Annotated in this window: 17 protein-coding genes; 9 read left to right on the forward strand and 8 right to left on the reverse strand. The window is 72.4% G+C overall.

Annotated elements, in window-relative coordinates; translation table 11 throughout:
* Window positions 1-109: 109 nt before the first annotated feature.
* Both PX701_RS01715 and PX701_RS01720 read right to left on the reverse strand, forming a co-directional pair.
* Window positions 110-388 carry a helix-turn-helix domain-containing protein gene (locus PX701_RS01715; RefSeq protein ID WP_231429833.1) on the reverse strand — a complete coding sequence of 93 codons (279 nt, stop codon included), beginning with the start codon at window positions 386-388 and terminating at the stop codon, window positions 110-112.
* A gap of 168 nt (window positions 389-556) precedes the next feature.
* Window positions 557-3,223, reverse strand: coding sequence for a helix-turn-helix transcriptional regulator (locus tag PX701_RS01720; protein ID WP_275505292.1), 2,667 nt, complete (start codon window positions 3,221-3,223; stop codon window positions 557-559).
* 69 nt (window positions 3,224-3,292) lie between these two features.
* Between PX701_RS01720 and PX701_RS01725 the strand changes: the two genes are divergently transcribed.
* The gene (locus tag PX701_RS01725) at window positions 3,293-3,628 is read left to right on the forward strand and encodes a DMT family transporter (RefSeq protein WP_275505293.1); all 336 of its coding nucleotides are present in this window, start codon (window positions 3,293-3,295) and stop codon (window positions 3,626-3,628) included.
* A gap of 1 nt (window position 3,629) precedes the next feature.
* Here the strand turns inward: PX701_RS01725 and PX701_RS01730 are convergent, their stop codons facing one another.
* Window positions 3,630-4,658, reverse strand: a complete 1,029-nt coding sequence (locus tag PX701_RS01730) for an FUSC family protein (RefSeq protein WP_231429836.1) — start codon at window positions 4,656-4,658, stop codon at window positions 3,630-3,632.
* A 78-nt stretch (window positions 4,659-4,736) separates the two neighbouring features.
* Between PX701_RS01730 and PX701_RS01735 the strand changes: the two genes are divergently transcribed.
* Window positions 4,737-5,675, forward strand: a complete 939-nt coding sequence (locus PX701_RS01735) for a 5'-3' exonuclease (protein ID WP_231429837.1) — start codon at window positions 4,737-4,739, stop codon at window positions 5,673-5,675.
* A 73-nt stretch (window positions 5,676-5,748) separates the two neighbouring features.
* On the opposite strand, the gene PX701_RS01740 is transcribed toward PX701_RS01735, so the two are convergent.
* On the reverse strand, window positions 5,749-6,159 hold the full coding sequence (locus PX701_RS01740) for a hypothetical protein (RefSeq protein WP_231429838.1): 411 nt from the start codon (window positions 6,157-6,159) through the stop codon (window positions 5,749-5,751).
* 71 nt (window positions 6,160-6,230) lie between these two features.
* Here PX701_RS01740 and PX701_RS01745 point away from each other — a divergent pair, with 71 nt between their 5' ends.
* Window positions 6,231-7,418 carry a fumarylacetoacetate hydrolase family protein gene (locus tag PX701_RS01745; protein WP_275505294.1) on the forward strand — a complete coding sequence of 396 codons (1,188 nt, stop codon included), beginning with the start codon at window positions 6,231-6,233 and terminating at the stop codon, window positions 7,416-7,418.
* Window positions 7,419-7,443: 25 nt separating this feature from the next.
* On the opposite strand, the gene PX701_RS01750 is transcribed toward PX701_RS01745, so the two are convergent.
* The gene (locus PX701_RS01750; RefSeq protein WP_275505295.1) at window positions 7,444-8,412 is read right to left on the reverse strand and encodes a hypothetical protein; all 969 of its coding nucleotides are present in this window, start codon (window positions 8,410-8,412) and stop codon (window positions 7,444-7,446) included.
* Window positions 8,413-8,552: 140 nt separating this feature from the next.
* Here PX701_RS01750 and PX701_RS01755 point away from each other — a divergent pair, with 140 nt between their 5' ends.
* Window positions 8,553-9,506 (forward strand): GlxA family transcriptional regulator, encoded by a 954-nt coding sequence (locus PX701_RS01755; RefSeq protein ID WP_231429841.1) that lies wholly within the window; start codon window positions 8,553-8,555, stop codon window positions 9,504-9,506.
* 9 nt (window positions 9,507-9,515) lie between these two features.
* On the opposite strand, the gene PX701_RS01760 is transcribed toward PX701_RS01755, so the two are convergent.
* Window positions 9,516-10,052 (reverse strand): GNAT family N-acetyltransferase, encoded by a 537-nt coding sequence (locus PX701_RS01760; RefSeq protein WP_231429842.1) that lies wholly within the window; start codon window positions 10,050-10,052, stop codon window positions 9,516-9,518.
* A gap of 133 nt (window positions 10,053-10,185) precedes the next feature.
* On the opposite strand from PX701_RS01760, the gene gap reads away from it, so the two are divergent.
* The 3 genes from gap to PX701_RS01775 all read left to right on the forward strand — a co-directional run bounded on the left by gap (window position 10,186) and on the right by PX701_RS01775 (window position 12,452).
* Window positions 10,186-11,187, forward strand: coding sequence for a type I glyceraldehyde-3-phosphate dehydrogenase (gap, locus tag PX701_RS01765; RefSeq protein ID WP_231429843.1), 1,002 nt, complete (start codon window positions 10,186-10,188; stop codon window positions 11,185-11,187).
* 186 nt (window positions 11,188-11,373) lie between these two features.
* Window positions 11,374-11,577, forward strand: a complete 204-nt coding sequence (locus PX701_RS01770; RefSeq protein ID WP_231429844.1) for a hypothetical protein — start codon at window positions 11,374-11,376, stop codon at window positions 11,575-11,577.
* Between the two features lie 44 nt (window positions 11,578-11,621).
* The gene (locus PX701_RS01775) at window positions 11,622-12,452 is read left to right on the forward strand and encodes an alpha/beta fold hydrolase (protein ID WP_275505296.1); all 831 of its coding nucleotides are present in this window, start codon (window positions 11,622-11,624) and stop codon (window positions 12,450-12,452) included.
* A gap of 68 nt (window positions 12,453-12,520) precedes the next feature.
* Here PX701_RS01775 and PX701_RS01780 read toward each other — a convergent pair whose 3' ends face one another.
* Together PX701_RS01780 and PX701_RS01785 are read right to left on the reverse strand one after the other, a co-directional pair.
* Complete coding sequence (locus PX701_RS01780) at window positions 12,521-13,561, reverse strand: DUF389 domain-containing protein (RefSeq protein ID WP_231429846.1); 1,041 nt, start codon at window positions 13,559-13,561, stop codon at window positions 12,521-12,523.
* Window positions 13,562-13,727: 166 nt separating this feature from the next.
* Complete coding sequence (locus PX701_RS01785; protein WP_275505297.1) at window positions 13,728-16,016, reverse strand: immune inhibitor A domain-containing protein; 2,289 nt, start codon at window positions 16,014-16,016, stop codon at window positions 13,728-13,730.
* A 275-nt stretch (window positions 16,017-16,291) separates the two neighbouring features.
* Between PX701_RS01785 and PX701_RS01790 the strand changes: the two genes are divergently transcribed.
* Window positions 16,292-17,767, forward strand: a complete 1,476-nt coding sequence (locus tag PX701_RS01790) for a cellulase family glycosylhydrolase (RefSeq protein ID WP_275505298.1) — start codon at window positions 16,292-16,294, stop codon at window positions 17,765-17,767.
* A 308-nt stretch (window positions 17,768-18,075) separates the two neighbouring features.
* Window positions 18,076-21,747, forward strand: coding sequence for a methionine synthase (metH, locus tag PX701_RS01795; protein WP_275505299.1), 3,672 nt, complete (start codon window positions 18,076-18,078; stop codon window positions 21,745-21,747).
* Window positions 21,748-21,849 lie beyond the last annotated feature (102 nt).

A 21,849-nucleotide genomic window follows, 5' to 3' on the forward strand; every position in this document is an offset into this window, starting at 1 on the left:
CGGCGCTCGCGGCGTGCTCGTCGTGCGGCGGATGCGGGGCGCACGAACCGGCCCCGTGGCATCCGCTTACGACCCTAGACGCCCGCCGCGGTTGACGCGCAGACCTCGTTCACACCGCCGCCCGCGCCCACACGACGGCGGCGATGACGCGCCGATTCTCGTCGGGGCAGCGCAGTAGTCCGAGCTTCGAGAAGATCGAGCGCACGTGCGACTCGACCGTGCGCTCCGAGAGGAAGAGGCCGGCCGCGATCGCGGCGTTCGAGGCACCGCACGCGAGCGCGCGCAGCACGGTCAGCTCGCCGGCGGTGAGTGAGGCGAGGTCGGGTACGCGGGCGTCGATCCAGTCGAACTCCGCATTGGTGGTGTCGGGGGCGAGTAGCTGCCGCATTGGGGCACTCCTTCGGGGTGCGGCAACCCTCGGCGAGGCGCGACCGTCGGGCAACGGTCGTACGGGGAGCCGGCTCGTCGAGGTGCTCGCCGACAAGATTACGGATGCCTCGTGCCGGCGCCCTACGTAGTCGGGTACGTAAATCGGGGCGATGCGCTCGCGGCGTCGTCAGCCGCCGTCGGCGAGGTCGCGCAGTTGGGCGCGCCCCTCGACGCCGAGCTTCGCGTAGATGCGATGCGCGTGCGCCTCGACCGTGCGCGTCGAGAGCCCGAGGCGCACGGCGATCTCGCGGTCCGAATGCCCGCCGGCGATCAGGGCCGCGATCTCGCCCTCGCGTTCGCTGAGATCGGGTCCGAGGCTCGCCCGGGCGACGGCGATCGTGTGCAGCCGGCCCGTCGTCGACTCGATGCCCCGCACCCGGAGCCGCGAGGCGGCGGCCCGCCCGCCGCGACCGGCCGCGGCCCAGTGCACGGCGGCCTGGGCGGCCGCGTCGGTCGCGGTGATGAGGTCGCCGTCGGCCTCGAACGCCCGCGAGAGCTCGTCGAGCTCGGCCGCGTCGCCGCGATCCCACGCGTCGGCGTGCCGGGGCGCGAGCCGCGCGCGGGGTCCGTCGAGCCCGTCGGCGAGGTCGCTGACCCGGTCGCGGAGCCCGCGCGCCCCGTACCGCACCGCGTCGTGCAGGGCGCGGAGGGCCAGCGCCGGGGCATCCTGCTCGATCGCGAGGTCGGCCGCCGCCACCGCGCCGGCCGCGGCCTCGGCGGCCCGGCCGGCGGCGGCGTCGATCAGCGCCGCGACGCGCTCGAGCTGCGGCAGCCGGTAGCGGAACGCGGGCGACCACTCGGCCCGCGCCCGCTCGAGCGCCCGTCGCGCCCGGCGGAGGTCGCCGCCGAGGGCCTCGCCCTCGGCGAGGTCGACGAGGTTGAGCGGCGACCAGCCGGTGTGGTCGTGGCCGCCGATCGCAGCCTGCGCCGACGTAAGGGCGACGAGCCCCTCGGCGATGCGGCCGCTGCGCACGAGGGCGCGTCCGGTGAGGTTGAGCAGCCGGCTGTCGAAGGGCGGGGGTGCCTCGTGATCGTCGGCGAGCACCCGCTCGGCGAGGTCGGCGGCCTCGCCCATGCGCCCGGCGAGGTGCAGGGCGAGCAGGTGCGCGTCGAGCAGCACGGTGCGCAGCACCGCGGCGTCGTAGCCGCCGCGGGCCGCCGCATATCCCGGCTCGGCGACCGCCGCGACCTCGTCGCTGCGGCCCGCGCAGGCGAGCGCCGTGACCCGGGCGATCGTCGCGAACGCGATGGCCCGGCCGCTGTGCCCGGGATGCGCGAGCGCCGCGTCGGCGAGGTCGAGCGCGAGCGCCGGATGGGCCTGGAAGGCGTGCTCCCATGCGAGCATCGCCGCGAGCTCGGCGCGGTCCCCGTCGTCGGTCGCCGCCGCTCGGGCCGCCTCCGTGCGCGCGATCGCGCCCTCGGGGTCGCCGAGGACGAAGAACCGGTTGCCGGAATCGACGATGAGCGCGTCGACGGGCGGCCGCTCGGCATCGAGGAGCGGCGCGAGCATCGCGGCGGCCGCCTCGCCGTGGCTGCGCAGCGACAGGGCGTAGGCGGCGAGCGTCGTCGCCGCGGGTGGTCCGCCGTGCTCGGCCGACGCCGTGGCGAGCCGCGCGGTGAGGTCGAGGTCGAGGCGCGCGAACGCGGTCGCCGCCGCTTCGAGGTGGAGCGCGGCGTCGCCGCCGTTCGAACCGTCGGCCTGGAGACTCAGCAGCGAGCGGGAGACGATGTCGAGGTCGACGCCCGTGTGCTCGACTGCGTCGAGGATGCGGCCGCGGAGCCGGCGCGCCCGGAGGGGGCCCATCGCGGCTCGGCGGGCCTCGGCGAAGAGCGGGTGCGCGGCGCGCAGCGTGATGAGGTGCCCCGGGTCGTCGATCGCCGCGACGATCACGCCGCGCGCCTCGAGTTCGTCGAGCAGGCGCACGTCGGCGCTCGGCACGGCCTCGATGATCGCCGCGAGGGGGAACGGCTCGAGCAGCGAGACGGCGTCGAGCACCTCGAGCCGGGTGTCGTCGAGCCCGATGAGCGTCTGCTCGATGAGCGCGCCGAGTTCCGCGGGCAGCGGGCTCGCGGGGTCGGGCACGAAGGGGAGTGATGTCGCCGGTTCGTCGGCGTCGTCGGCGAGCCCGCCGGCAGCCTCGTCGTCGCCGCCGGCGGCGAGGGCGTCGCGCCAGTCCTGCGCGATGTGGGTGATGTACAACGGGTTGCCCTGGCTGCGCTCCCACAGCCGGTGCGCGGCGACGGCCTCGAGCGGCCGTTCGAGGATGGCCGACGCGAGCCGGCCCGTCGCGGCCTCGTCGAGCGGGTGCACCTCGATCCGTTCGACGAGGTCGTCCTTCCAGAGGTCGACGATCACGTCGGGCAGCGGCGCGGGCGTGCGGGCGGTGAGCACGAGACTCGTCTGCGGGCGACGGGCGAGGGTCTGCACGAGCAGCGCCGACATCGGATCGAGCGCGTGCACGTCGTCGACGAAGACGGCGGTCGGCCGGTCGCCGGGGCTGATCTCGGCGGCGAGCTGGGCGAGCAGTGCGAGGGTGTCGTCGCCTTCGCGCGTGTACGCGGCGAACGCTCCGAGCGGCTGGTGCTGCGCCGTGCGGCTCGCGGTCGCCCAGACCGCCCCGAGCCGGTGCCGGCGCACGAGCCGGTACAGCTCGCGCGCGATCCGGGTCTTGCCGATGCCGGGCGCACCCACGAGCAGCGCCCCGCGACGCCGCTCCGACGCGGGCGATTCGACGAGCCGGCGCGCCACCCGCGAGAGCTCGTGATCCCGACCGACGATCGGCCATCCGTCCACGGGTTCATCATGCTCCTCGGCCGGGGCGGGCGATAGGGGCGCGCCCCGGCCGCATGCGAGCATGGCTGCATGGCATGGGTCTACCTGGCGCTCGCGATCGGCTTCGAGGTCGCGGCGACGAGCTTCATCGGCAAGACCGAGGGGTTCACGAAGCTCTGGTGGACGGTCGCCGTGCTCGCCGGCTACGGCGTCTCGTTCGCCATGCTCGCGCAGGCGGTGCGCGAGCTCGAGATCGGCGTCGTCTACGCGATCTGGTCGGGCGTCGGCACGGCCGCGATCGTGGCGATCGGCGTGCTCTTCCTCGGCGAGAGCCTCACCGTGCCGAAGCTCCTCGGCATCGGGCTCATCATCGCGGGCGTCATCGTGCTCAACGTCTTCGCCGGGCAGTCGGCCGCGCACGGCTGAGCTACTCCTCGAGCAGCTCGCCGCGGATGCGCCGCAGGTCCTCCATGAGCGACCCGATCAGGATCCAGTGGCCCGAGCGCGGCGGCGAGACCACGAGCGGCGCCGTGAGCGCGGGGATCGCCGACGTCATCGGCTCGGGGTCGACGTCGGCGAGATGCACGGCGAGCCGTACGTCGTGCGCGGCGCGGCGCAGCTGCTCGGCGATCGCCTGCACCGTCGGCTCATCGGCGAGCGACGGGTCGTAGTGGTCGAACGTCGCCCGTGTCATGCCGATGACCTGCGTGACGATCGGACTCAACCGCTCGATGAGCGCCCGCATCTCGGCGAGGTCGGTGCGGTGCGCCGAGCGCCGCGGGTTGAAGGTCAGCGATTCCTCGCCCGCCGAGATCGATGCGTCCGCGGCATCCCGCATCGGTCGCATGAGACGGGCCTCGAGCATCAGCTGCTGCAGCTGGGGTGCGGACTGCGGCGTCTCGAGGGCGTGCGCGAGGCGCTCGAGGGATGCCGCGAGCTCGCCCCCGAGCAGTGCGAGGTCGCGGCGGGCGGGGGCGACCGCGACCGGCGGCACGACGGCCGCGTTCACGACGATGCCGATCGCCGCGCCGATGAGCGTCTCGATCACCCGGTCGAGCGCGTACTCGGGCGACGACGAGCCGAGCGCGAGCACGAGCATCGCGCTGATCGCGACCTGGTTGGAGGTGCCCGGCGTCATCTTGAGCGCCCACGCGACGAGCATCGCGACGACGATCGCGACGAGGATGATCCAGCTGTTCTGCCCGACGGTCAACGAGATCGCCGTCGCGATGAGCACGCCGAGGATGACGCCGACCGAACGCTCGACGGCCTTGCCGAACGACTGGTTCACGCTCGGCTGCACGACGAGCAGCGCCGCGATCGCGGCGAACACGGGGAGCTGCCCGGGGATGAGCCAGCCGGCGACGAGCCACGCCGCGATCGTCGCGACCGACGCCTTCGCGACCTGCAGCAGGGGCGGGCGCTTCGAGGCGCGCAGCGTGGCGGTGATGCCCATGCGCTCCATTCTCCCCATTGAGCGCCTCCTCGACCCGCATGGTCGCCCGCGGGGGAGGTCCGTGCCATGATCGGCGGTGTGGCCGACCGACTGATGCTCCTCGACACCGCCTCCCTCTACTTCCGCGCCTTCTACGGCGTGCCCGACTCGATCAAGCGCGCCGACGGCACCCCGGTGAACGCGGTGCGGGGGCTCCTCGACATGATCGCCCGGCTCACCGTCGACTTCGAGGCGACCGAGCTCATCGCCTGCTGGGACGACGACTGGCGGCCGGGCTGGCGCGTCGCGCTCATCCCGACCTACAAGGCGCACCGGGTCGAGCGCGCGGTGCCGGGCGGCGTCGACGTGGAGGAGACCCCGCCCGGGCTCGTCAAGCAGATCCCGCTCATCCGCGAGGTGCTCGGGCTCATCGGCGTGCCGATCGTCGGCGCAGCCGAGCACGAGGCCGACGACGTGATCGGCACGCTCGCCACCGGCGCCGGGCGGCCCGTCGACATCGTGACGGGCGACCGCGACCTGTTCCAGCTCGTCGACGACGAGGCATCCGTTCGCGTGATCAACACGGCGCGCGGCATGTCGAAGCTCGAAATCGTCACCGACGCGGTCGTCGTCGGCAAGTACGGCGTGCTGCCCGAGCAGTATGCCGACTTCGCGACGCTGCGGGGCGACAACTCCGACGGCCTGCCGGGCGTCGCCGGCGTGGGCGAGAAGACCGCGGCGGGGCTCATCCAGCAGTTCGTCGACCTCGACGGCATCATCGAGGCCGCCGGGGACGCCTCGGCGAAGATGTCGGCCGGCGTGCGCACGAAGCTCGTCGCGGCCGCCGACTACCTCGCCGTCGCGCCGAAGGTCGTCGAGGTCGTGCGCGACCTCGACCTGCCCGAGGTCGACGCGCACCTGCGGCCGGTCGCGGGCGACCGTCGTGCAGCGCTCGAGCGCCTCGCCGACGAGTGGAACCTCGGCGGCTCGGTGCCGCGCGTGCTCGCGGCGCTCGACTCCGTCGGGTCGGTCGAGTAGCGCCAAGCGCGCATCGAGAACGCGGCCGCGGCCCTGGCCGACGGTGCGGCCTCGAAACCGGTCGCTCCGCTCCCTACGCGACCGACGAGGCCTCGATCACCCCGACCGGCGCCCGCTCGGGCGCGAACCAGTACGGCGGAGCGGGCAGCTCGATGCCCGTCGAGGCGAGCCAGATCACGACGAACGCGTAGCAGGCGACGACGACGGCGAGTGCGCCGAGCGCGAAGGCCGCGCGCACCGTCCAGGAGGTGCGCACCCCTGCGCGCCGGTAGCGCGGCATCGCCATCGCGGCGACCCAGATCGCGGCGCACCCGAACCCCACGATCCACACCGTGCGCAGCGCATCGCCCTCGAGCGGGGCGAACAGCGCGATGACGAGCGCACCGGCGCCGAGGAGGAGGCCCGTCCAAGCGAAGAAGCGGGCGAGGCCGATGCCGCCGAGATCGTCGTCGCCGGTCCACCAGGGGCCGTTCGGGTCGGTCATGCTCCGATCGTAGGGGCGCGCCGCCGCCGGTGTTGATGCGCGCGGCCGCCGATCCTGCGATGCTCGAGTCCGTGAGCCAGGAGCCGAACCCCACCGCCGACGCCGCCGCGATGCTGCCGGTCGACGGCACGGCCGGCACGCTCGTCGGCCGCGTCTTCGATCCCGCCGTCGGCGGGCCGAGCGTCGTGGCGATCCGCGAGGCGGGCGTCGTCGACGTCAGCATGCACTTCGCGACCATGCGCGCGCTCACCGAGCTGCCCGACCCGGCCGCCGCACTCGCCGCTGCCGACGGACCCGTGCTCGGCACGCTCGCCGAGATCGTGGCGAACACGCCCGACGACGTGCGCGCCCCCGGCCGGCCGTGGCTGCTCTCGCCGATCGACCTGCACGTCGTGAAGGCGGCCGGCGTCACGTTCCCGGTGTCGATGATCGAGCGCATCATCGAGGAGCGCGCCCTGGGCGCAGCCGAGTCGGCGGCCGACGTGCGCGACGAGGTGCTCGCCGTCATCGGCGGTACGCTCGACGACCTCGTGCCCGGTTCGCCCGAGGCGGCCGCCCTCAAGGAGCTGCTCATCGAGCAGGGCCTCTGGAGCCAGTACCTGGAGGTCGGCATCGGCCCCGACGCCGAGGTCTTCACGAAGGCACCGGTGCTCTCGACCGTCGGGTCGGGTGCCGACGTGGGCGTGCTGTCGACGTCGGCGTGGAGCAACCCCGAGCCCGAGCTCGTGCTCGTCGTCGCCTCCGATGGGCGCATCGTCGGGGCGACGCTCGGCAACGACGTGAACCTGCGCGACGTCGAGGGCCGCTCGGCGCTGCTCCTCGGCAAGGCGAAGGACAACAACGCCTCGGCCGCGGTCGGCCCGTTCATCCGGCTCTTCGACGACGGCTACGGCCTCGACGACGTGCGGCGCGCGGTCGTGACCCTCGAGGTCGACGGTGCCGACGGGTTCCGGCTCGAGGCGACGAGCCCGCTCGAGCGCATCAGTCGCGATCCCGCCGATCTCGTCGCACAGACGGTCGGCGCCCATCATCGGTACCCCGACGGGTTCGTGCTCTACCTCGGCACCCTGTTCGCGCCGATCCAGGATCGCGACGAGGCCGGGCACGGGTTCACGCACCGGCTCGATGACGTCGTGACGATCCGCGAGCCCAGGCTCGGCGCCCTCATCAACAGGGTGCGCCACAGCGAGACGGTCGCGCCGTGGACCTTCGGCATCGACGAGCTCTATCGCGGCCTCGCCCGGCGCGGACTGCTCTGACCGTCGCGCGGGTCGGGATGCGGCATCAGGCCCCGGACGCATCGCCGCCGGTGCCCGCGCGGGCGGCGGTGCGGCGGGCGAGCAGTGCGCGGACGACGAGTCCGACCGCGGCGACCACGACGGCCACGACGATCGGCTTCACGACGAGGTCCGGGTCGGTCGCGGCCAGGCGGAACACACCCGCACCGTAGTCGAGCATCTCGCCGGGTACGCGCGCGAGCACCCGGCTGCCGAGTGCCGCCGACGCCGCGGTGATCAGGGCCGGCGCGAGCCACAGCAGGGCGAGGGCGGCGATCGCCGCGATGATCCGCCCGGCGGTGCGGACGCCCGCCCACGCGATCGCGAGGCCGATGAGCACGGACGGCACCCACCGCACCGCCGTCCAGAGCCACTCGGGTTCGCCGGCGAAGGCCGGGCCGCGCGGCGCCATGAGCAGGTGCAGCCATCCCGGCAGCAGGACCGCGGCGATCGCGATGCCGACCACCGCGCCGGCCTGCGGAGCCCGGCCGATGAGCCAGAGCACCGATGCGCCGATGCCGACGGCGAGCACCGCGACCGTCAGCACGCCGGCGAGGTAGACGGCCGACCAGGTGTCCTCGCGAAGGCCAGGGCCGACCGTCGCGGCGCTCTGCGCGACCGCGACGACGTCGACGAGCAGCACGCCGAAGAACAGCAGTGCGAACCCGCGTGCGGGTGTGCGAGCGCGGAGGATGCGCCCGGCGAGTCCGCCGGCCGCCGCCCCGACGACGAGGAGCGAGGCGATCGTCGACAGGGAGTACTGGCTGAAGGGCAGCAGCACGAGCGGCATGTCATCCGGCAGAGTGTCGGTCGCCCAGAGATTCTGCAGCGGCAGTCGCATGCCGGTGAGCAGCCACGGCAGCAGTCCGAGCAGGGCCGCTCCCATGCCGACGAGGAGCAGTTGCCAGGGCCGCATCCGCCGGGCACCCGTCTCGAGGTCGTCGGACTCGGGCTGGATCGTTCGTGACTCGCTCATCGGCACCTCGGTGATCGTTCGGATCGGCTGGAGCAGTGCAGGGTCCGTTCACCCTATGGCCCGATCGTCGCGGCGCGGACGACCGGGCGCAGCCCGTCGCGGGTTGGCATGAGGCTTGCGCTGCATGGCATTCTTGCCGCATGACCCGTCGTCCTCACCGCGTCGCCGTGCTCGTGCTCGAGGGTGCGAAGCCGCTCGACGTCGGCATCCCCGCCCAGGTGTTCTCGACCCGCGCGAGCATGCCGTACGAGGTGCGGGTGTGCGGAGCCGCGCCGGGGCTCGTGACCGGCGGCGACGGACTCTCGTACCATGTGGCCGACGGCCTCGAGGCCCTCGAGTGGGCCGAGACCGTCTTCATCCCCGGCTACCGGCACCCCGATCGCGACGACCCGCCGGCCGCGGTCGTCGATGCGCTGCGCGCCGCCCATGGGCGCGGCGCCCGGCTCGCCGCGATCTCGACGGGCGCGTTCGCGCTCGCCGCGACCGGGCTGCTCGACGGCCGCCGCGCGACGACGCACTGGCACTACACGCGGGCGCTCGCCACGAGGCATCCGCTCGTGAACGTCGATGCGAACGTGCTGTTCGTCGACGAGGGACAGGTGCTCACCTCAGCCGGTGCCGCGAGCGGACTCGACCTGTGCCTGCACCTCGTGCGGCGAGACCACGGCGTCGGCGTCGCGAACCACGCCGCCCGGCGGCTCGTCGCCGCCCCCTACCGGTCGGGCGGCCAGGCGCAGTACGTGCCGCGCAGCCTGCCGCCCGAGCTCGGCCCGGTGTTCGCGGCGACGCGCGAGTGGGCACTGCGCCGGCTCGACGAACCGCTCGCGCTCGGCGACCTCGCCCGGCATGCGAACGTGTCGCCGCGCACCTTCTCGCGCCGATTCGTCGAGGACACCGGCTACACGCCCATGCAGTGGGTGCTGCGCGCCCGGGTCGACATGGCGCGCGAACTGCTCGAGCGCAGCGACCTCGGCGTCGAGCAGATCGCGGCGCGTGCCGGTCTCGGCACCGGGGCGAACCTGCGCCTGCACTTCAAGCGCATCCTCGGTACCTCGCCGAGCGACTACCGGCAGACCTTCGCACGCGGCGAGTAGCCGGGGCGGCTACAGGTCGAGCACGCTCCACACGATCTCGCCGAGCTCGTCGGCCGTCGAGTGGTCGCGCCGGAACCCGAGCTTGTCGAGCACCCGGAACGACGGCGTGTTCCACGCGCGCACCGTCGACCAGAGCCGGTCACGGCCGGTCTCGCGGGCCGCGTCGACGACGGCGGCCGCCGCTTCGGTCGCGTAGCCGTGCCCGTGCGCACTGCGGAGCAGCTCGTAGGCGAGCTCGGGCTCGTCGATCGTCGAGCGGCCGACGACGAGTCCGCAGTAGCCGAGGAACTCGTCGCTGCCGCGCAACCGCAGTGTCAGGCAATGGATGCCGCGACGGGGCGCGTTCTCGCGGGCGCCGGTGACCTCGGCGCGTGCCTCGTCGAGGCTCAGCAGACGACCCTCGTCGACCCGGTCGCCCTCTCGCTCGGCGCGCGCCTCCTCGCGCTCGCACACGAGCAGGCGGTAGCCGTCGGCGTCCCACTCGTCCCACAGCCGCAGGCTGAGACGGTCGGTGTCGCGGGCATCGGCGAGCGGGGCGTAGGGCATGGGGTTCAGGCTATCGGGGAGAGCACGGCCGGGTTGGCGAGATCCTTACGAGCACTGTCTTGCGTGCCACTCCCGCCCGAGGCATCCGCACCGCAGAGTGGGGGTATCGCGGACTGAAAGGACCCATCCCCGCATGACCACCCGCATCGCCATCAACGGTTTCGGACGCATCGGCCGCAACGTCGTGCGCGCCCTCGTCGAGCGCGGCGCCGACCTCGAGCTCGTCGCCGTCAACGACCTCACCGACCCCGCGGCCCTCGCGCGCCTGCTGAAGTACGACAGCACGGCTGGCCGCTTCGGCTACCCCGTCGAGGTCGACGGCGATGTGCTCGTGATCGACGGCCGTCGCGTCAAGGTGCTCGCAGAGCGCGACCCCGCGAAGCTGCCGTGGGGCGAGCTCGGCGTCGACGTCGTGCTCGAGTCGACCGGGCGCTTCACCGACGCGACCGCCGCCCGCGCCCACCTCGACGCCGGCGCGAAGAAGGTGCTCGTGTCGGCCCCGTCGAAGGGCGCCGACGTCACCCTCGCCTACGGCGTGAACACCGAGGCGTACGACGCCGAACTGCACACCATCGTCTCGAACGCGTCGTGCACCACCAACGCGCTCGCCCCGCTCGCGAAGGTGCTCGACGACCTCGCCGGCATCGAGCACGGCTTCATGACGACGATCCACGCGTACACGCAGGACCAGAACCTGCAGGACGCCCCGCACTCCGACCCCCGCCGCGCTCGCGCCGCCGCCGTCAACATCGTGCCGAGCTCGACCGGTGCCGCGAAGGCGATCGGCCTCGTGCTGCCGAAGCTCGACGGCAAGCTCAACGGCGACTCGATGCGCGTGCCCGTGCCGGTCGGATCGATCGTCGAGCTCAACACGACCGTCTCGAAGGACGTCACCCTCGACGAGGTGCTCGCCGCCTACAAGGCCGCCGCCTCGGAGGGCCCGCTCAAGGGCGTGCTCGAGTACTCCGACGAGGCGCTCGTGTCGAGCGACATCGTCGGCAACCCGCACTCGTCGATCTTCGACGCCGAGCTCACCCGCGTCGACGGCCGCCACATCAAGGTCGTCGCCTGGTACGACAACGAGTGGGGCTTCTCGAACCGCGTGATCGACTCGCTCACGCTGCTCGCCGGCTAGATCACCGCAGACCCCGCCGCCGCACGGTGCGCGGAACTGCGGCGCACCCCTGCCCCGCGCCGCAGAAACGGGCCCGCCTCTCCGGAGGCGGGCCCGTTCGCGTTCCGGTCGTCCTGCCGCGCTTGCGGCGGGGACGCGCCGCGGCGTACGTTCGGCTCGACCCGACCGCTCGAGCGGAGGTGCGTCGTGGACGCGTTGATCTGGGCGGCCGTCGGGGTCTCCGTGCTCCTGATGATCGTCATGGTGGTGCGTGCGGCTCGCGTACGGCGTGCCCCGCCCGCTGACGCCGGGTCCGTCGAGCGGTCCGAGCTCGATCGGCTGAACCGCGAGCGCAGGCTCGAGCGCGAGGCCGAGGACCCGGGGCCCCCGATCGGCGGTGCCGGCATGTGATGCCCCGAGCCCGCACCTCGTGCGGGACCGGTATCGTCGGGCGGGTGCAGACCTTCACCGCGCGCGACGGCACCGGCATCGCCTTTCACGTCATCGGTCAGACGAACGGGGATGCCGCGGCCATCGTCGTTCCCGGCGGACCGTGCCGCGGGGTCGACTACCTCGAGGACCTGGCCGGCGCCGCCGATCTCGCGGGGCGACCGCTCGCCGTGCTGCACCCGCGCGGAACCCCGACGACCGGCGGGCTGTCGCGCGGCTGGTGGACCGACGCCGACGATCTCGTCGACCTCGCCGACCACCTCGGCCTCGAGGCCGTCGACGTCGTGGCCCACTCGGCGGGCACCCGACTGGCGCTCGCCGCCTGGGCGCGAACGCCGGAGCGGGTGCGGAGCCTCGCCCTCGTCACCCCGGCCGCGGCGTGGTTCACCGATGCGCCGCGCGACAGCGTCGAGCTCGCACGCCGGCGGCACGATCCGCTCGTCGATCGGGCGCTCGACTCGCTGACCGGGCCCGAGCCGCGCGACCAGGCCGAGTTCGAGCGGGCTCGCGAACTCGAGGGGCCCGCCGGCTACGCCCGCTGGACCGAGCGCGAGCAGCGGCATGCCGCCGTCGGCGAATGGTCGCTCGCCTCGCTCGACGCGTACTTCGCCGACATCCCCGCCGACGCCGCCGAGCTCGTTCGCGCCGCACCGTCCCGCCCCGCGCTCGTGATCGCGGGCGACGAGGACATCCTCGTCGGCGTGCGCACCGTCGAGGCCTACGCCGACGCGATCGGCGCCGACCTGCGATTCCTCGATGCGTGCGGCCACTACCCGTGGGTCGAGCAGCCCGAGGCGTTCCGCGCTCTCCTCGGCGACTGGCTGCGGCGACGCTGAACGGTCCCGACCGCACTCGGGCGCGCGCTCGCCGGCCCGCCCCGGTCATCTGCGGTCGTCCGAGGCCATCAACCGCCGAGGTCGACCCGCGTGGTCGGCACCCATTCGACCGCGACGGTCGAGGGGTCGACGCCGGCAGCATCGAGCGACTTCTGCAGCGGTGCGACATCGGGCATCGCGTCGCCACCGGTCACGCGTACCACGTAGCCGGGCGACTCGGTCGCGATCTCGACGACCTCGAGGTCCTCGTCGTCGGCCCATGAGTTCGCCGCCGCGTCGACGTTCGACGCCTGCGTGGTCGTCGTCACGGTGCGATAGGTCGAGAGCGTGAGCGGAATCGCGACGAGCACGAGCATGACCGCGATCGCGATGTGCGAGCGCCGGCGACTCAGGGGCGTGAGCGCCATCGACCCGGTCGCGATGCGCGGGGCCCCGGCGGCGACCGCCATCGCACCCCAGCGCTGCACGTGGTAGAGCGCCATCACCACGACGCCGGTGCCGAGGATGGCCGCGACGTTCGCGACGAACAGCAGCAGCGACCCGATCGACGCGGCGTAGTCGCCCGACTCGGCGGCGACGCCGACCACGACGAGCGGCGGCACGAGCGAGATCGCGATGGCCACGCCGGGCAGCGTGTCGGAGATGTCCTTGCGCACGAGGGCGATCGAGGCGACCGCGCCCGTCGCGAGCGCGCCGAACAGGCTCATGAGGTCGGGCGTCGCCCGCTCGGCGATCTGCGCGTTCGTCGCCGCGGTCTGGGGCACGACGACGAGCAGGCCGCACAGGTAGCCGATCGCGATCGCCGCGAGGGCGCCCGCGATCATCGTGACGAGCGATCGCACGAAGTTCGCCCGCTCGCCGAGCACGGTCGCGAGCATCGTGCCCTGGATGGGCAGCATCATCGGCGCGACGATCATGGCGCCGATGACGGTCGCGGTCGAGTCGCCGATCACCCCGCTCGCGGCGATCGCCGACGACAGCACGAGCAGGATCCAGAAGCGCTGGATACGGCGCACCCGACCCGGCTCGTCGAAGAACACCGCATCGCGCATCTGCTCGATCGTGTTGATCGACTCCGACGGCGGCGGCGGGTACACGGGCTCGGCCATCGGCGGCTCCCTTCGCGTCGGCTCAGGGAGAGCGTAGATCCGCGACGCGGCGATCCGCGGGACCGACGCGATCGGCGTGGGCGGCGACATCCGCGTCGCAACGTGCGCGAACGGGAACGGGCCCGCCTCCTCGCGGAGACGGGCCCGTTCGTGCGAGCAGCCGAGGCTAGTTCGCGGGGTAGTTCACGGTGACCCCCATGGTGCCGCCCGTGACCTGCGAGGTGACGGTGACCGTGACGCCCTCGCCGGCGACCTTGACGCCGCCGAGCGGGTTCGACGGGTCGTTGAACGCGTTCACGTCCGAGTCGTCGAACGTCGCGTCCTGGGCCTCGCCCGGGGCCGCGGCCCCGACGGACTCGACCGTCTGGTTCTTGCCCTTGCCGACCACGACCTGCTTGTGGAGCACCACGTCGGTGAAGTCCTTCAGGCCGAAGGTCGCGTCGAACGGCTGGCGCCGGTTGCTCGGCGCGGTGCCGTCGGGGTAGGTGAACTTCGCCGAACGCGCGTCGACGGGCAGCGCGAGGCCGTCGCCCGGGTGGTCGATCGTGTTGTTGTCGGTGTAGGCCTCGTTGACCGCCCAGATCAGCAGCCCCTCCTGGAAGGCGAAGTGCTCGACCCAGTCGGGCCGCGTGATGCCCTCCGAGAACTGGTACGGACCGTTCTGGAGCGTCGCGTCGTAGCCGACGTAGGTGCGGTTCTCGGCCAGGTAGTACCGGTCGCCCGTCGAGGTCGCGGTGCCGTCGCTGATCGTGAAGCCGCCCGCGGCCGTCCAGCCGTTCGCGCCGCCCTCGACGTCGTCGGTCAGCAGCGTCGTGCCGCCCGACTTCACGACGATGTCGTCGAGGAACGCGCCGGCGAGGTGCACGCCGCCGTCGGACTGGTAGCGGAACCGGAACTGCGTGTCGGCCGAGCCGCCGGGCACCGAGTACCGCAGCGTCGTCCACTTGCCGTTCGAGGTGTCGCTGAGCGACTTGCCGGCCGGCAGCCAGCTCGCGCCGCCGTCGGTCGAGTACTCGGCGTAGAAGTAGTCGTAGCCGGCCTCGATGTCGTACCAGGCCTTCGCCGTGACCGTCGCCGACTTCACCTTGCTCAGGTCGAGCGTGCGGGTGAGGGTCGTGTTGAGGTCGTCGGCACTCGAGGTCCACCAGGCGTTCGCGCCGGAGTACGGCGTCGTGTACGTCTGCTCGATCTCCTCGTCGGGCAGGTCGATGACGAGCGCCTGCTCCTGGCCGTCGGTCTGGAGCGCGGCGGGGCTCAGCGTGTACGAGCCCGACTCGCCCTTGTTCACGACCGCGTAGTCGAGCCAGCCGAGCTGCATCTTCTCCCACGGGCCCATGTAGTTCGGCGTGGTGCCGATGTCCTCGCCGCCGTGGTTGAGCCACGAGCCGCTCGACATGAGGGTCCAGAAGGCGGTCGAGTTCTCGCCGCCGTTGGTGTCGTAGAAGTCGGGAAGGCCGAGGTCGTGCGCGTATTCGTGCGCGAACACGCCCAGGCCGCCGTTCTCGGCCTCGACGGTGTAGTCGCCGATCCAGAAGCCGGTGTCGCCGATCTGCGAGCCGCCGAACTTGGCGCCCTCGGGGCCGGTCGTGCCGTAGTCGGTCGAGTTCACGTACCAGCGGTGCGACCAGATGGCGTCTTCGCCCTGCGCGCCGCCGCCGGCGTCTTCGCCCTCGCCGGCGTGCACGGCCTGGAAGTGGTCGAGGTAGCCGTCGGGCTCGTCGAAGTTGCCGTCGCCGTCGGCGTCGTAGCGGTCCCACACGTCGAACGAGGCGAGCTCGGCCTTGATCTCGGCCTCGGTCTTGCCCGCGGCGACCTGCTCGTCGTACCAGGCGTTGCCCGTGTCCTCGATGAACTGCCAGGCGCCGCCGTAGTCCTCGACCGAGTTGTCGCCGTAGGTCGAGGCGTTGCCGGGCACCTGCACCCAGTCGCTCACCTCGCCGTCGACGGTGTAGTTGCCGTTCGACTGCTTCGAGTAGAAGTCGGCGAACGACTCGCCCTCGCCGAAGAACAGGTCTTCGTAGCTGGCCTTGTTGAAGTCCGCCATCCAGTGCGTGCTGTTGTTCACGCTGCGGTCGGGCTGGGGGATCTCGTTGTGCAGCGGGCCCGGCACCGTGCCGAGCTTGCCACTGCCCTGGTCGCCGAACTCGGACAGGATCGTGAAGACCCGGCCGGTGCCGGTCACGGCGGTCTCGGCGAACTTGTCGGCGCCGAGCGCGACGACGCCGTCGTCGTTCGGCGTGGCCTTGCCCTGGCGCACGAGCTGCTGCGCGAGCTTGCGCTGCTCGCTCTGGGACTTCGTGAGGGGGCCCGGGCGGTTGTCGAGTCGCTGGGCGGCCGACGGCGACGTGCCCGGGTCGGCGGCCGGTGGGGCGGCCATTGCGGCGGGGCCGAACGCGAGCCCCGTCATCATCGTCGCGCTCGCCGCGGTGACGGCGAGGATGGTGCGTCGTTTCACTTGCACTCCTTCGTGGGAATGCCCGGGATCGCCGGGCACGGTGCGAGCACGCTAACACGCACTCCGGACGGGTGGAACGGTCGTTTCGATGTTGTTACCGCCCGGTGCCGACGGTGTCCCCCGATGACGCCGAACGTCCTGCTCGACGTACCCCGCGATCCGGTTCGCAGGGCCCGTCCGGCACGCTCGGGACCGCAGTACTTGGACAATTGACCCACTTCGCCGTAGGCTCCTCGCATCCCGACCCGCAACGACGCGCAAGGAGTACCCCCGAAGTGTCTTCGACCCTGCATCGAGCCGGCGCCGCACTCGCGCTGGCGCTCACCGCGAGCCTCGCCGTTCCGACGGCCGCCTCGGCCGCGACATCCGAATCGGCGAACGCCCGGCCGATGAGCGCGACCTCGCGATCCGCCCTCGCGGTCGCCGCGACCGCCGACCGTGATCGCGGCACGATCACGACCCCCGACGGCCGTACGTTCATCGCCGACGAGCAGGGCCGAGCCCTGCAGCTGCGCGGCTTCAACGCCGGAAAGTACCCGAGCGACCGCGTGACTGCCGAGGATGTCGCCGCGATGGCCGACCAGGGCTTCGACTTCCTGCGGCTCGTCGTGCAGTGGCAGTACTTCGAACCCGAACAGGGCCAGTACGACGACTCGTACTTCGACTACGTCGACGCGGTGCTCGACGCGGCCGACCGCGAGGGCGTGCACGTCATGATCGACATGCACCAGGACGTCTACGGGCCCAGGTTCGGGGCCTCGGGTGCTCCCGAGTGGACGACCCGCACCGACGGGCTGCCGTTCGTGGACGACCCCGACAACTGGTTCAACAACTACTTCCAGCCCGCGGTCATGCGCGCCTTCACGCATCTCTACGACGACGCCGATCTGCGAGCGGCTCAGCAGCAGTTGTGGGTCGAGGTGGCCGGCCGTTTCGGCGACCACGAGAGCCTGCTCGGATACGACCTCTTCAACGAGCCGTTCGGCGAGTTCTACGAAGACGAAGACTGGGTCACCGCATCGGCCCGCATCGAGTCGACGAAGATCAGCGACATGTACGACCGGCTGATCCCCGCGATCCGCAGTGTCGACGACGACTCGTGGATCTTCGTCGAGCCGACCGTGCTGGTCGGTTACGGCGTGCCCACCCAGCTGCGCTCGTTCGACGACCCGCGCGACGGTGCCCCGCGCATCGGCTACGCCCCGCACTTCTACAACACCGGGGTCGAAGAGGGCGGCGACTGGGTCGGCGACGACTTCGTGGTGAACTACGAGGCGGCGATCTCGGCCTACCCGGCCGCCAACGGCATGCCGCTGATCGTGGGCGAGTGGGGCGTGCCGAACTCGCGCACGCCCGGCAACGCCGCCCTCGTGGCCGCGCAGGTGGCGTCGATGGAACGGTTCGCGACCGGATGGTCGATGTGGTACTTCTGCCGGAGCGACCACGGCGGGTACTGCGCGATGGATGCCGCGGGCGGGGCCGCGCCCGGCAACGAGCCCGCGTTCGGACCGTACGCCCGGGCGATCGCCGGCGTTCCCGGCGCCGAGCACTTCGACGCCGCGACCGGCGACTACTCGCTGAGCTACACGGCGGGCGCCGGTCCGAGCGAGGTGTGGGTGCCGAGCGCCGCATACGCGCAGCGTCCCGACGTCGAGATCAGCGGCGGCACGGCGCACTACGACCGCAAGAAGCAGACCCTGCGCATCACGGCGAAGCCGGGCGCGACGGTCGAGCTGACGCTCTCGCGCTGACGCGGTCGCCCACGCACGGCGGGCGCGGGTCCCTCGGGACCCGCACCCGCTGTCGTCGGTGCGACGAGCGTTGCCGTTCCCGTCGATCGTTGCCGTTCGGACGGGAACGCCCGGCGCGAACGGGAACGCTCGGCGGCTCCAGCCGAGCCGCGCGCCACCGCGCCCCGCCGCGCCACCCCGCCCCGCCGCGCCACCCCGCGCCGCCCCGCCCCGCCGCGCCGCCCGGCGCCGACGGGCGCGGGCAGCTCCGCGCGTCCTCCCGCGTAACGGGCCGGGCGGCACGGGACCCGCGTGACTACACTCGCGATGTGACCCCCAGCACCTCCGGCGCGCCCAGATTCGACCTCGACATCGACCCGGTGCCGAGGACCGCCCGCGCCGAGGCCCTGCTCGAGGCGCTCGCGACCCGCGTCGTCATCGCCGACGGCGCGATGGGCACGATGCTGCAGCAGCACGACCTGTCGATCGAGGTCGACTTCGAGGGGCACGAGGGCTGCAACGAGGTGCTCAACGTCACCCGCCCCGACGTGATCGGCGGCATCCACGACGCGTACCTCGCGGTCGGCATCGACGCGGTCGAGACGAACACCTTCGGGGCGAACTGGTCGAACCTCTCGGACTACGGCATCGACGAGCGCATCTTCGAGCTCGCCGAGGCCGGTGCCCGCATCGCGCGGGCGCGGGTCGAGGCGTCCGAGGCAGACGACGGCCGCATGCGCTGGGTGCTGGGCTCAATGGGGCCCGGCACGAAGCTGCCGAGCCTCGGCCACACGACCTACGACCACCTCAAGCAGACGTTCGCGCTGCAGGCCGAGGGGCTCATCGCGGGCGGGGCCGACGCGTTCCTCATCGAGACGAGCCAGGACCTGCTGCAGACGAAGGCCGCGGTCAACGCCTGCAAGCTGGCGATCGTCCGCCGCGGCATCCGGTTGCCGATCTTCGTCGAGGTGACCGTCGAGACCACGGGGACCATGCTCATGGGCTCCGAGATCGGCGCCGCCCTCACGGCGCTCGAGCCGCTCGGCGTCGACGCGATCGGCCTCAACTGCGCCACCGGACCCGACGAGATGAGCGAGCACCTGCGGCACCTGTCGAAGCACTCGCGGGTGCCGGTCGCGTGCATGCCGAACGCGGGCCTGCCCGTGCTCGGCGCGAACGGCGCGCACTATCCGCTCACGCCCGCCGAGCTCGCGACCGCGCACGCGCAGTTCGTCGAGGAGTTCGGGCTCGCCCTCGTCGGCGGCTGCTGCGGCACGACGCCCGACCACCTCGCGGCGGTCGTCGAGCGGCTGCGGCCCGTCGGGGCGGCGTCGGGTCTCGATACGCGTGCTCCAGCATCGGGCGCCACTCGACCGGCCGTCCAGGCGGAGCCCGGCGTGGCCTCCCTCTACCAGCACGTGCCGTTCCAGCAGGACGCGTCGTACCTCGCGATCGGCGAGCGCACGAACGCGAACGGGTCGAAGGCGTTCCGCGAGGCGATGCTCGAGGGTCGCTGGGACGACTGCGTCGAGATCGCCAAGTCGCAGACCCGCGTCGGCGCCCACCTGCTCGACGTGTGCGTCGACTACGTGGGGCGCGACGGCGTCGCCGACATCCGCGAGGTGGTCTCGCGCTTCGCGAGCGCGTCGACGCTGCCGCTCGTCGTCGACTCGACCGAGCCCGAGGTGATCCGCGCCGGTCTCGAGCTCATCGGCGGGCGCCCCGTCGTCAACTCGGTCAACTACGAAGACGGGGATGCCGCGACGAGTCGCTTCGGCCGCATCATGCCGCTCGTGAAGGAGCACGGCACGGCGGTCGTCGCGCTCACGATCGACGAGGAGGGCCAGGCCCGCACCGCCGACGGCAAGGTCGCGATCGCCTCGCGCCTCGTCGACGAGCTCACCGGCACGTGGGGCATGCGCGTCGAGGACATCATCGTCGACGCGCTCACGTTCCCGATCGCGACCGGCCAGGAGGAGACCCGGCGCGACGCGATCGAGACGATCGAGGCGATCCGTCGCATCAACGCGAAGTACCCCGGCATCAACACGACGCTCGGCGTCTCGAACGTGTCGTTCGGGCTCAACCCGGCGGCACGCAGCGTGCTCAACTCGGTGTTCCTGCACGAGGCCGTCGAGGCGGGGCTCAGCTCGGGCATCATCGACGCGGCCAAGATCGTGCCGCTCGCATCGCTCTCCGACGAGCAGCGCGAGGTCGCCCTCGACCTCGTCTGGGACCGCCGGGAGTTCGACGCCGACGGCAACGCCACCTACGACCCGCTCGCCCGTATGCTCGACCTGTTCGCCGGGGTCGACACCGCGGCGCTGCGCGACCAGCGCGCCGCCGAGCTCGCGGCGCTGCCCGTCGGCGAGCGCCTCGAGCGGCGCATCATCGACGGCGAGGGCAAGGGACTCGACGCCGACCTGTCGCTCGCGCTCGACTCGGGCATGACCGCGCTCGGCATCATCAACGACCACCTGCTCGAGGGCATGAAGATCGTCGGCGAGCGGTTCGGTGCGGGCGAGATGCAGCTGCCGTTCGTGCTGCAGTCGGCCGAGGTCATGAAGAACGCGGTCGCCCTGCTCGAACCGCACATGGAGAAGTCGGATGCCTCCGGCAAGGGCCGCATCGTGCTCGCGACGGTGCGCGGCGACGTGCACGACATCGGCAAGAACCTCGTCGACATCATCCTGACGAACAACGGCTACGACGTGATCAACCTCGGCATCAAGCAGCCGATCGCCGACATCATCAGGGCCGCAGAAGAGCACGACGCCGACGTCATCGGCATGTCGGGCCTGCTCGTGAAGTCGACGGTCGTCATGAAGGAGAACCTCGAGGAGCTGAACCACCGCGGCCTCGCGAAGCGCTGGCCCGTCATCCTCGGCGGCGCCGCGCTCACGCGCACCTACGTCGAGGACGACCTCGCCGGGATCTTCGACGGGCAGGTGCGCTACGCGCGCGACGCGTTCGAGGGGCTCGCGCTCATGGAGCCGCTCGTGAGGATCGCCCGCGGGGCCTCGCCCGACGAGGTGGGCCTGCCGCCCCTCAAGAAGCGCATCCACGCGTCGGGGTCTCGCCTGACGCTCACCGAACCCGACGAGATGCCGGCGCGGTCGGATGTCGCGACCGACAACCCCGTTCCGGCCCCGCCGTTCTGGGGAACCCGCATCGTGCGCGGCATCGCGCTCGCCGACTACGCGGCGTTCCTCGACGAGCGGGCGACGTTCATGGGCCAGTGGGGGCTGAAGCCGGGTCGGGGTGCCGACGGCGCGTCCTACGAGGAACTCGTCGAGCGCGAGGGCCGGCCGCGCCTGCGGTACTGGCTCGACCGCATCCTCTCCGAGGGGCTCCTGGATGCCTCGGTGGCGTACGGCTTCTTCCCGGTGGTGTCGGAGGGCGACGACGTCGTCGTGCTGCACCACGCCGACGACCCCACGGGCGTGCTCGGCGTGCCCGGGCTGCTCGCCCCCGACGGCGGTTCAGATGAGGCGCTCGGCACCGACCGCCTCCGTTTCCACTTCCCGCGGCAGCGTCGCGACCGGCACCTGTGCCTCGCCGACTTCGTGCGCTCGCGCGAGTCGGGGCAGGTGGACGTGCTGCCCGTGCAGCTCGTGACCGCGGGCGCGAAGATCGACGAGTTCACCGCGAAGCTGTTCGCCGAGAACAAGTACCGCGACTACTACGAGGTGAACGGCCTCGTCATGCAGCTCACCGAGGCGCTCGCCGAGTTCTGGCACGCGCGAATCAGGTCGGAGCTCGGCTTCGCGGGTGAGGACCCGACCGACACGGCCGGGCTCTTCAAGCTCGAGTACCGCGGCGCGCGGTTCTCGCTCGGCTACCCCGCCTGCCCCGACATGGAGGACCGCCGCAAGCTCGTCGAGCTGCTGCGCCCCGAGCGGATGGGCGTGGAGCTCAGCGAGGAGCTGCAGCTGCACCCCGAGCAGTCGACCGACGCCTTCGTGTTCCACCACCCCGAGGCGAAGTACTTCTCCGTCTGACGCGTCGAGCGGGTCGAGGAGGAGGCGCAGCGACCGTCTCGAATTCCGGCCACCCGTCGGGGGTGTGGTGCGCCGGCTCGGGGTGGCGGATACCTCGGGGAG

This window comes from Agromyces chromiiresistens, from assembly GCF_029167465.1.
GTDB lineage: Bacteria > Actinomycetota > Actinomycetes > Actinomycetales > Microbacteriaceae > Agromyces > Agromyces chromiiresistens.

What these genes read in the sequence shown, in the direction of transcription:
- PX701_RS01725 (WP_275505293.1), top strand. Translation starts at nt 3,293, where the DNA reads ATGGCATGGGTCTACCTGGCGCTCGCGATCGGCTTCGAGGTCGCGGCG.
- PX701_RS01730 (WP_231429836.1), bottom strand. Translation starts at nt 4,658, where the DNA reads ATGGGCATCACCGCCACGCTGCGCGCCTCGAAGCGCCCGCCCCTGCTG.
- gap (WP_231429843.1), top strand. Translation starts at nt 10,186, where the DNA reads ATGACCACCCGCATCGCCATCAACGGTTTCGGACGCATCGGCCGCAAC.
- PX701_RS01760 (WP_231429842.1), bottom strand. Translation starts at nt 10,052, where the DNA reads ATGCCCTACGCCCCGCTCGCCGATGCCCGCGACACCGACCGTCTCAGC.
- PX701_RS01750 (WP_275505295.1), bottom strand. Translation starts at nt 8,412, where the DNA reads ATGAGCGAGTCACGAACGATCCAGCCCGAGTCCGACGACCTCGAGACG.
- PX701_RS01780 (WP_231429846.1), bottom strand. Translation starts at nt 13,561, where the DNA reads ATGGCCGAGCCCGTGTACCCGCCGCCGCCGTCGGAGTCGATCAACACG.
- PX701_RS01755 (WP_231429841.1), top strand. Translation starts at nt 8,553, where the DNA reads ATGACCCGTCGTCCTCACCGCGTCGCCGTGCTCGTGCTCGAGGGTGCG.
- PX701_RS01715 (WP_231429833.1), bottom strand. Translation starts at nt 388, where the DNA reads ATGCGGCAGCTACTCGCCCCCGACACCACCAATGCGGAGTTCGACTGG.
- PX701_RS01740 (WP_231429838.1), bottom strand. Translation starts at nt 6,159, where the DNA reads ATGACCGACCCGAACGGCCCCTGGTGGACCGGCGACGACGATCTCGGC.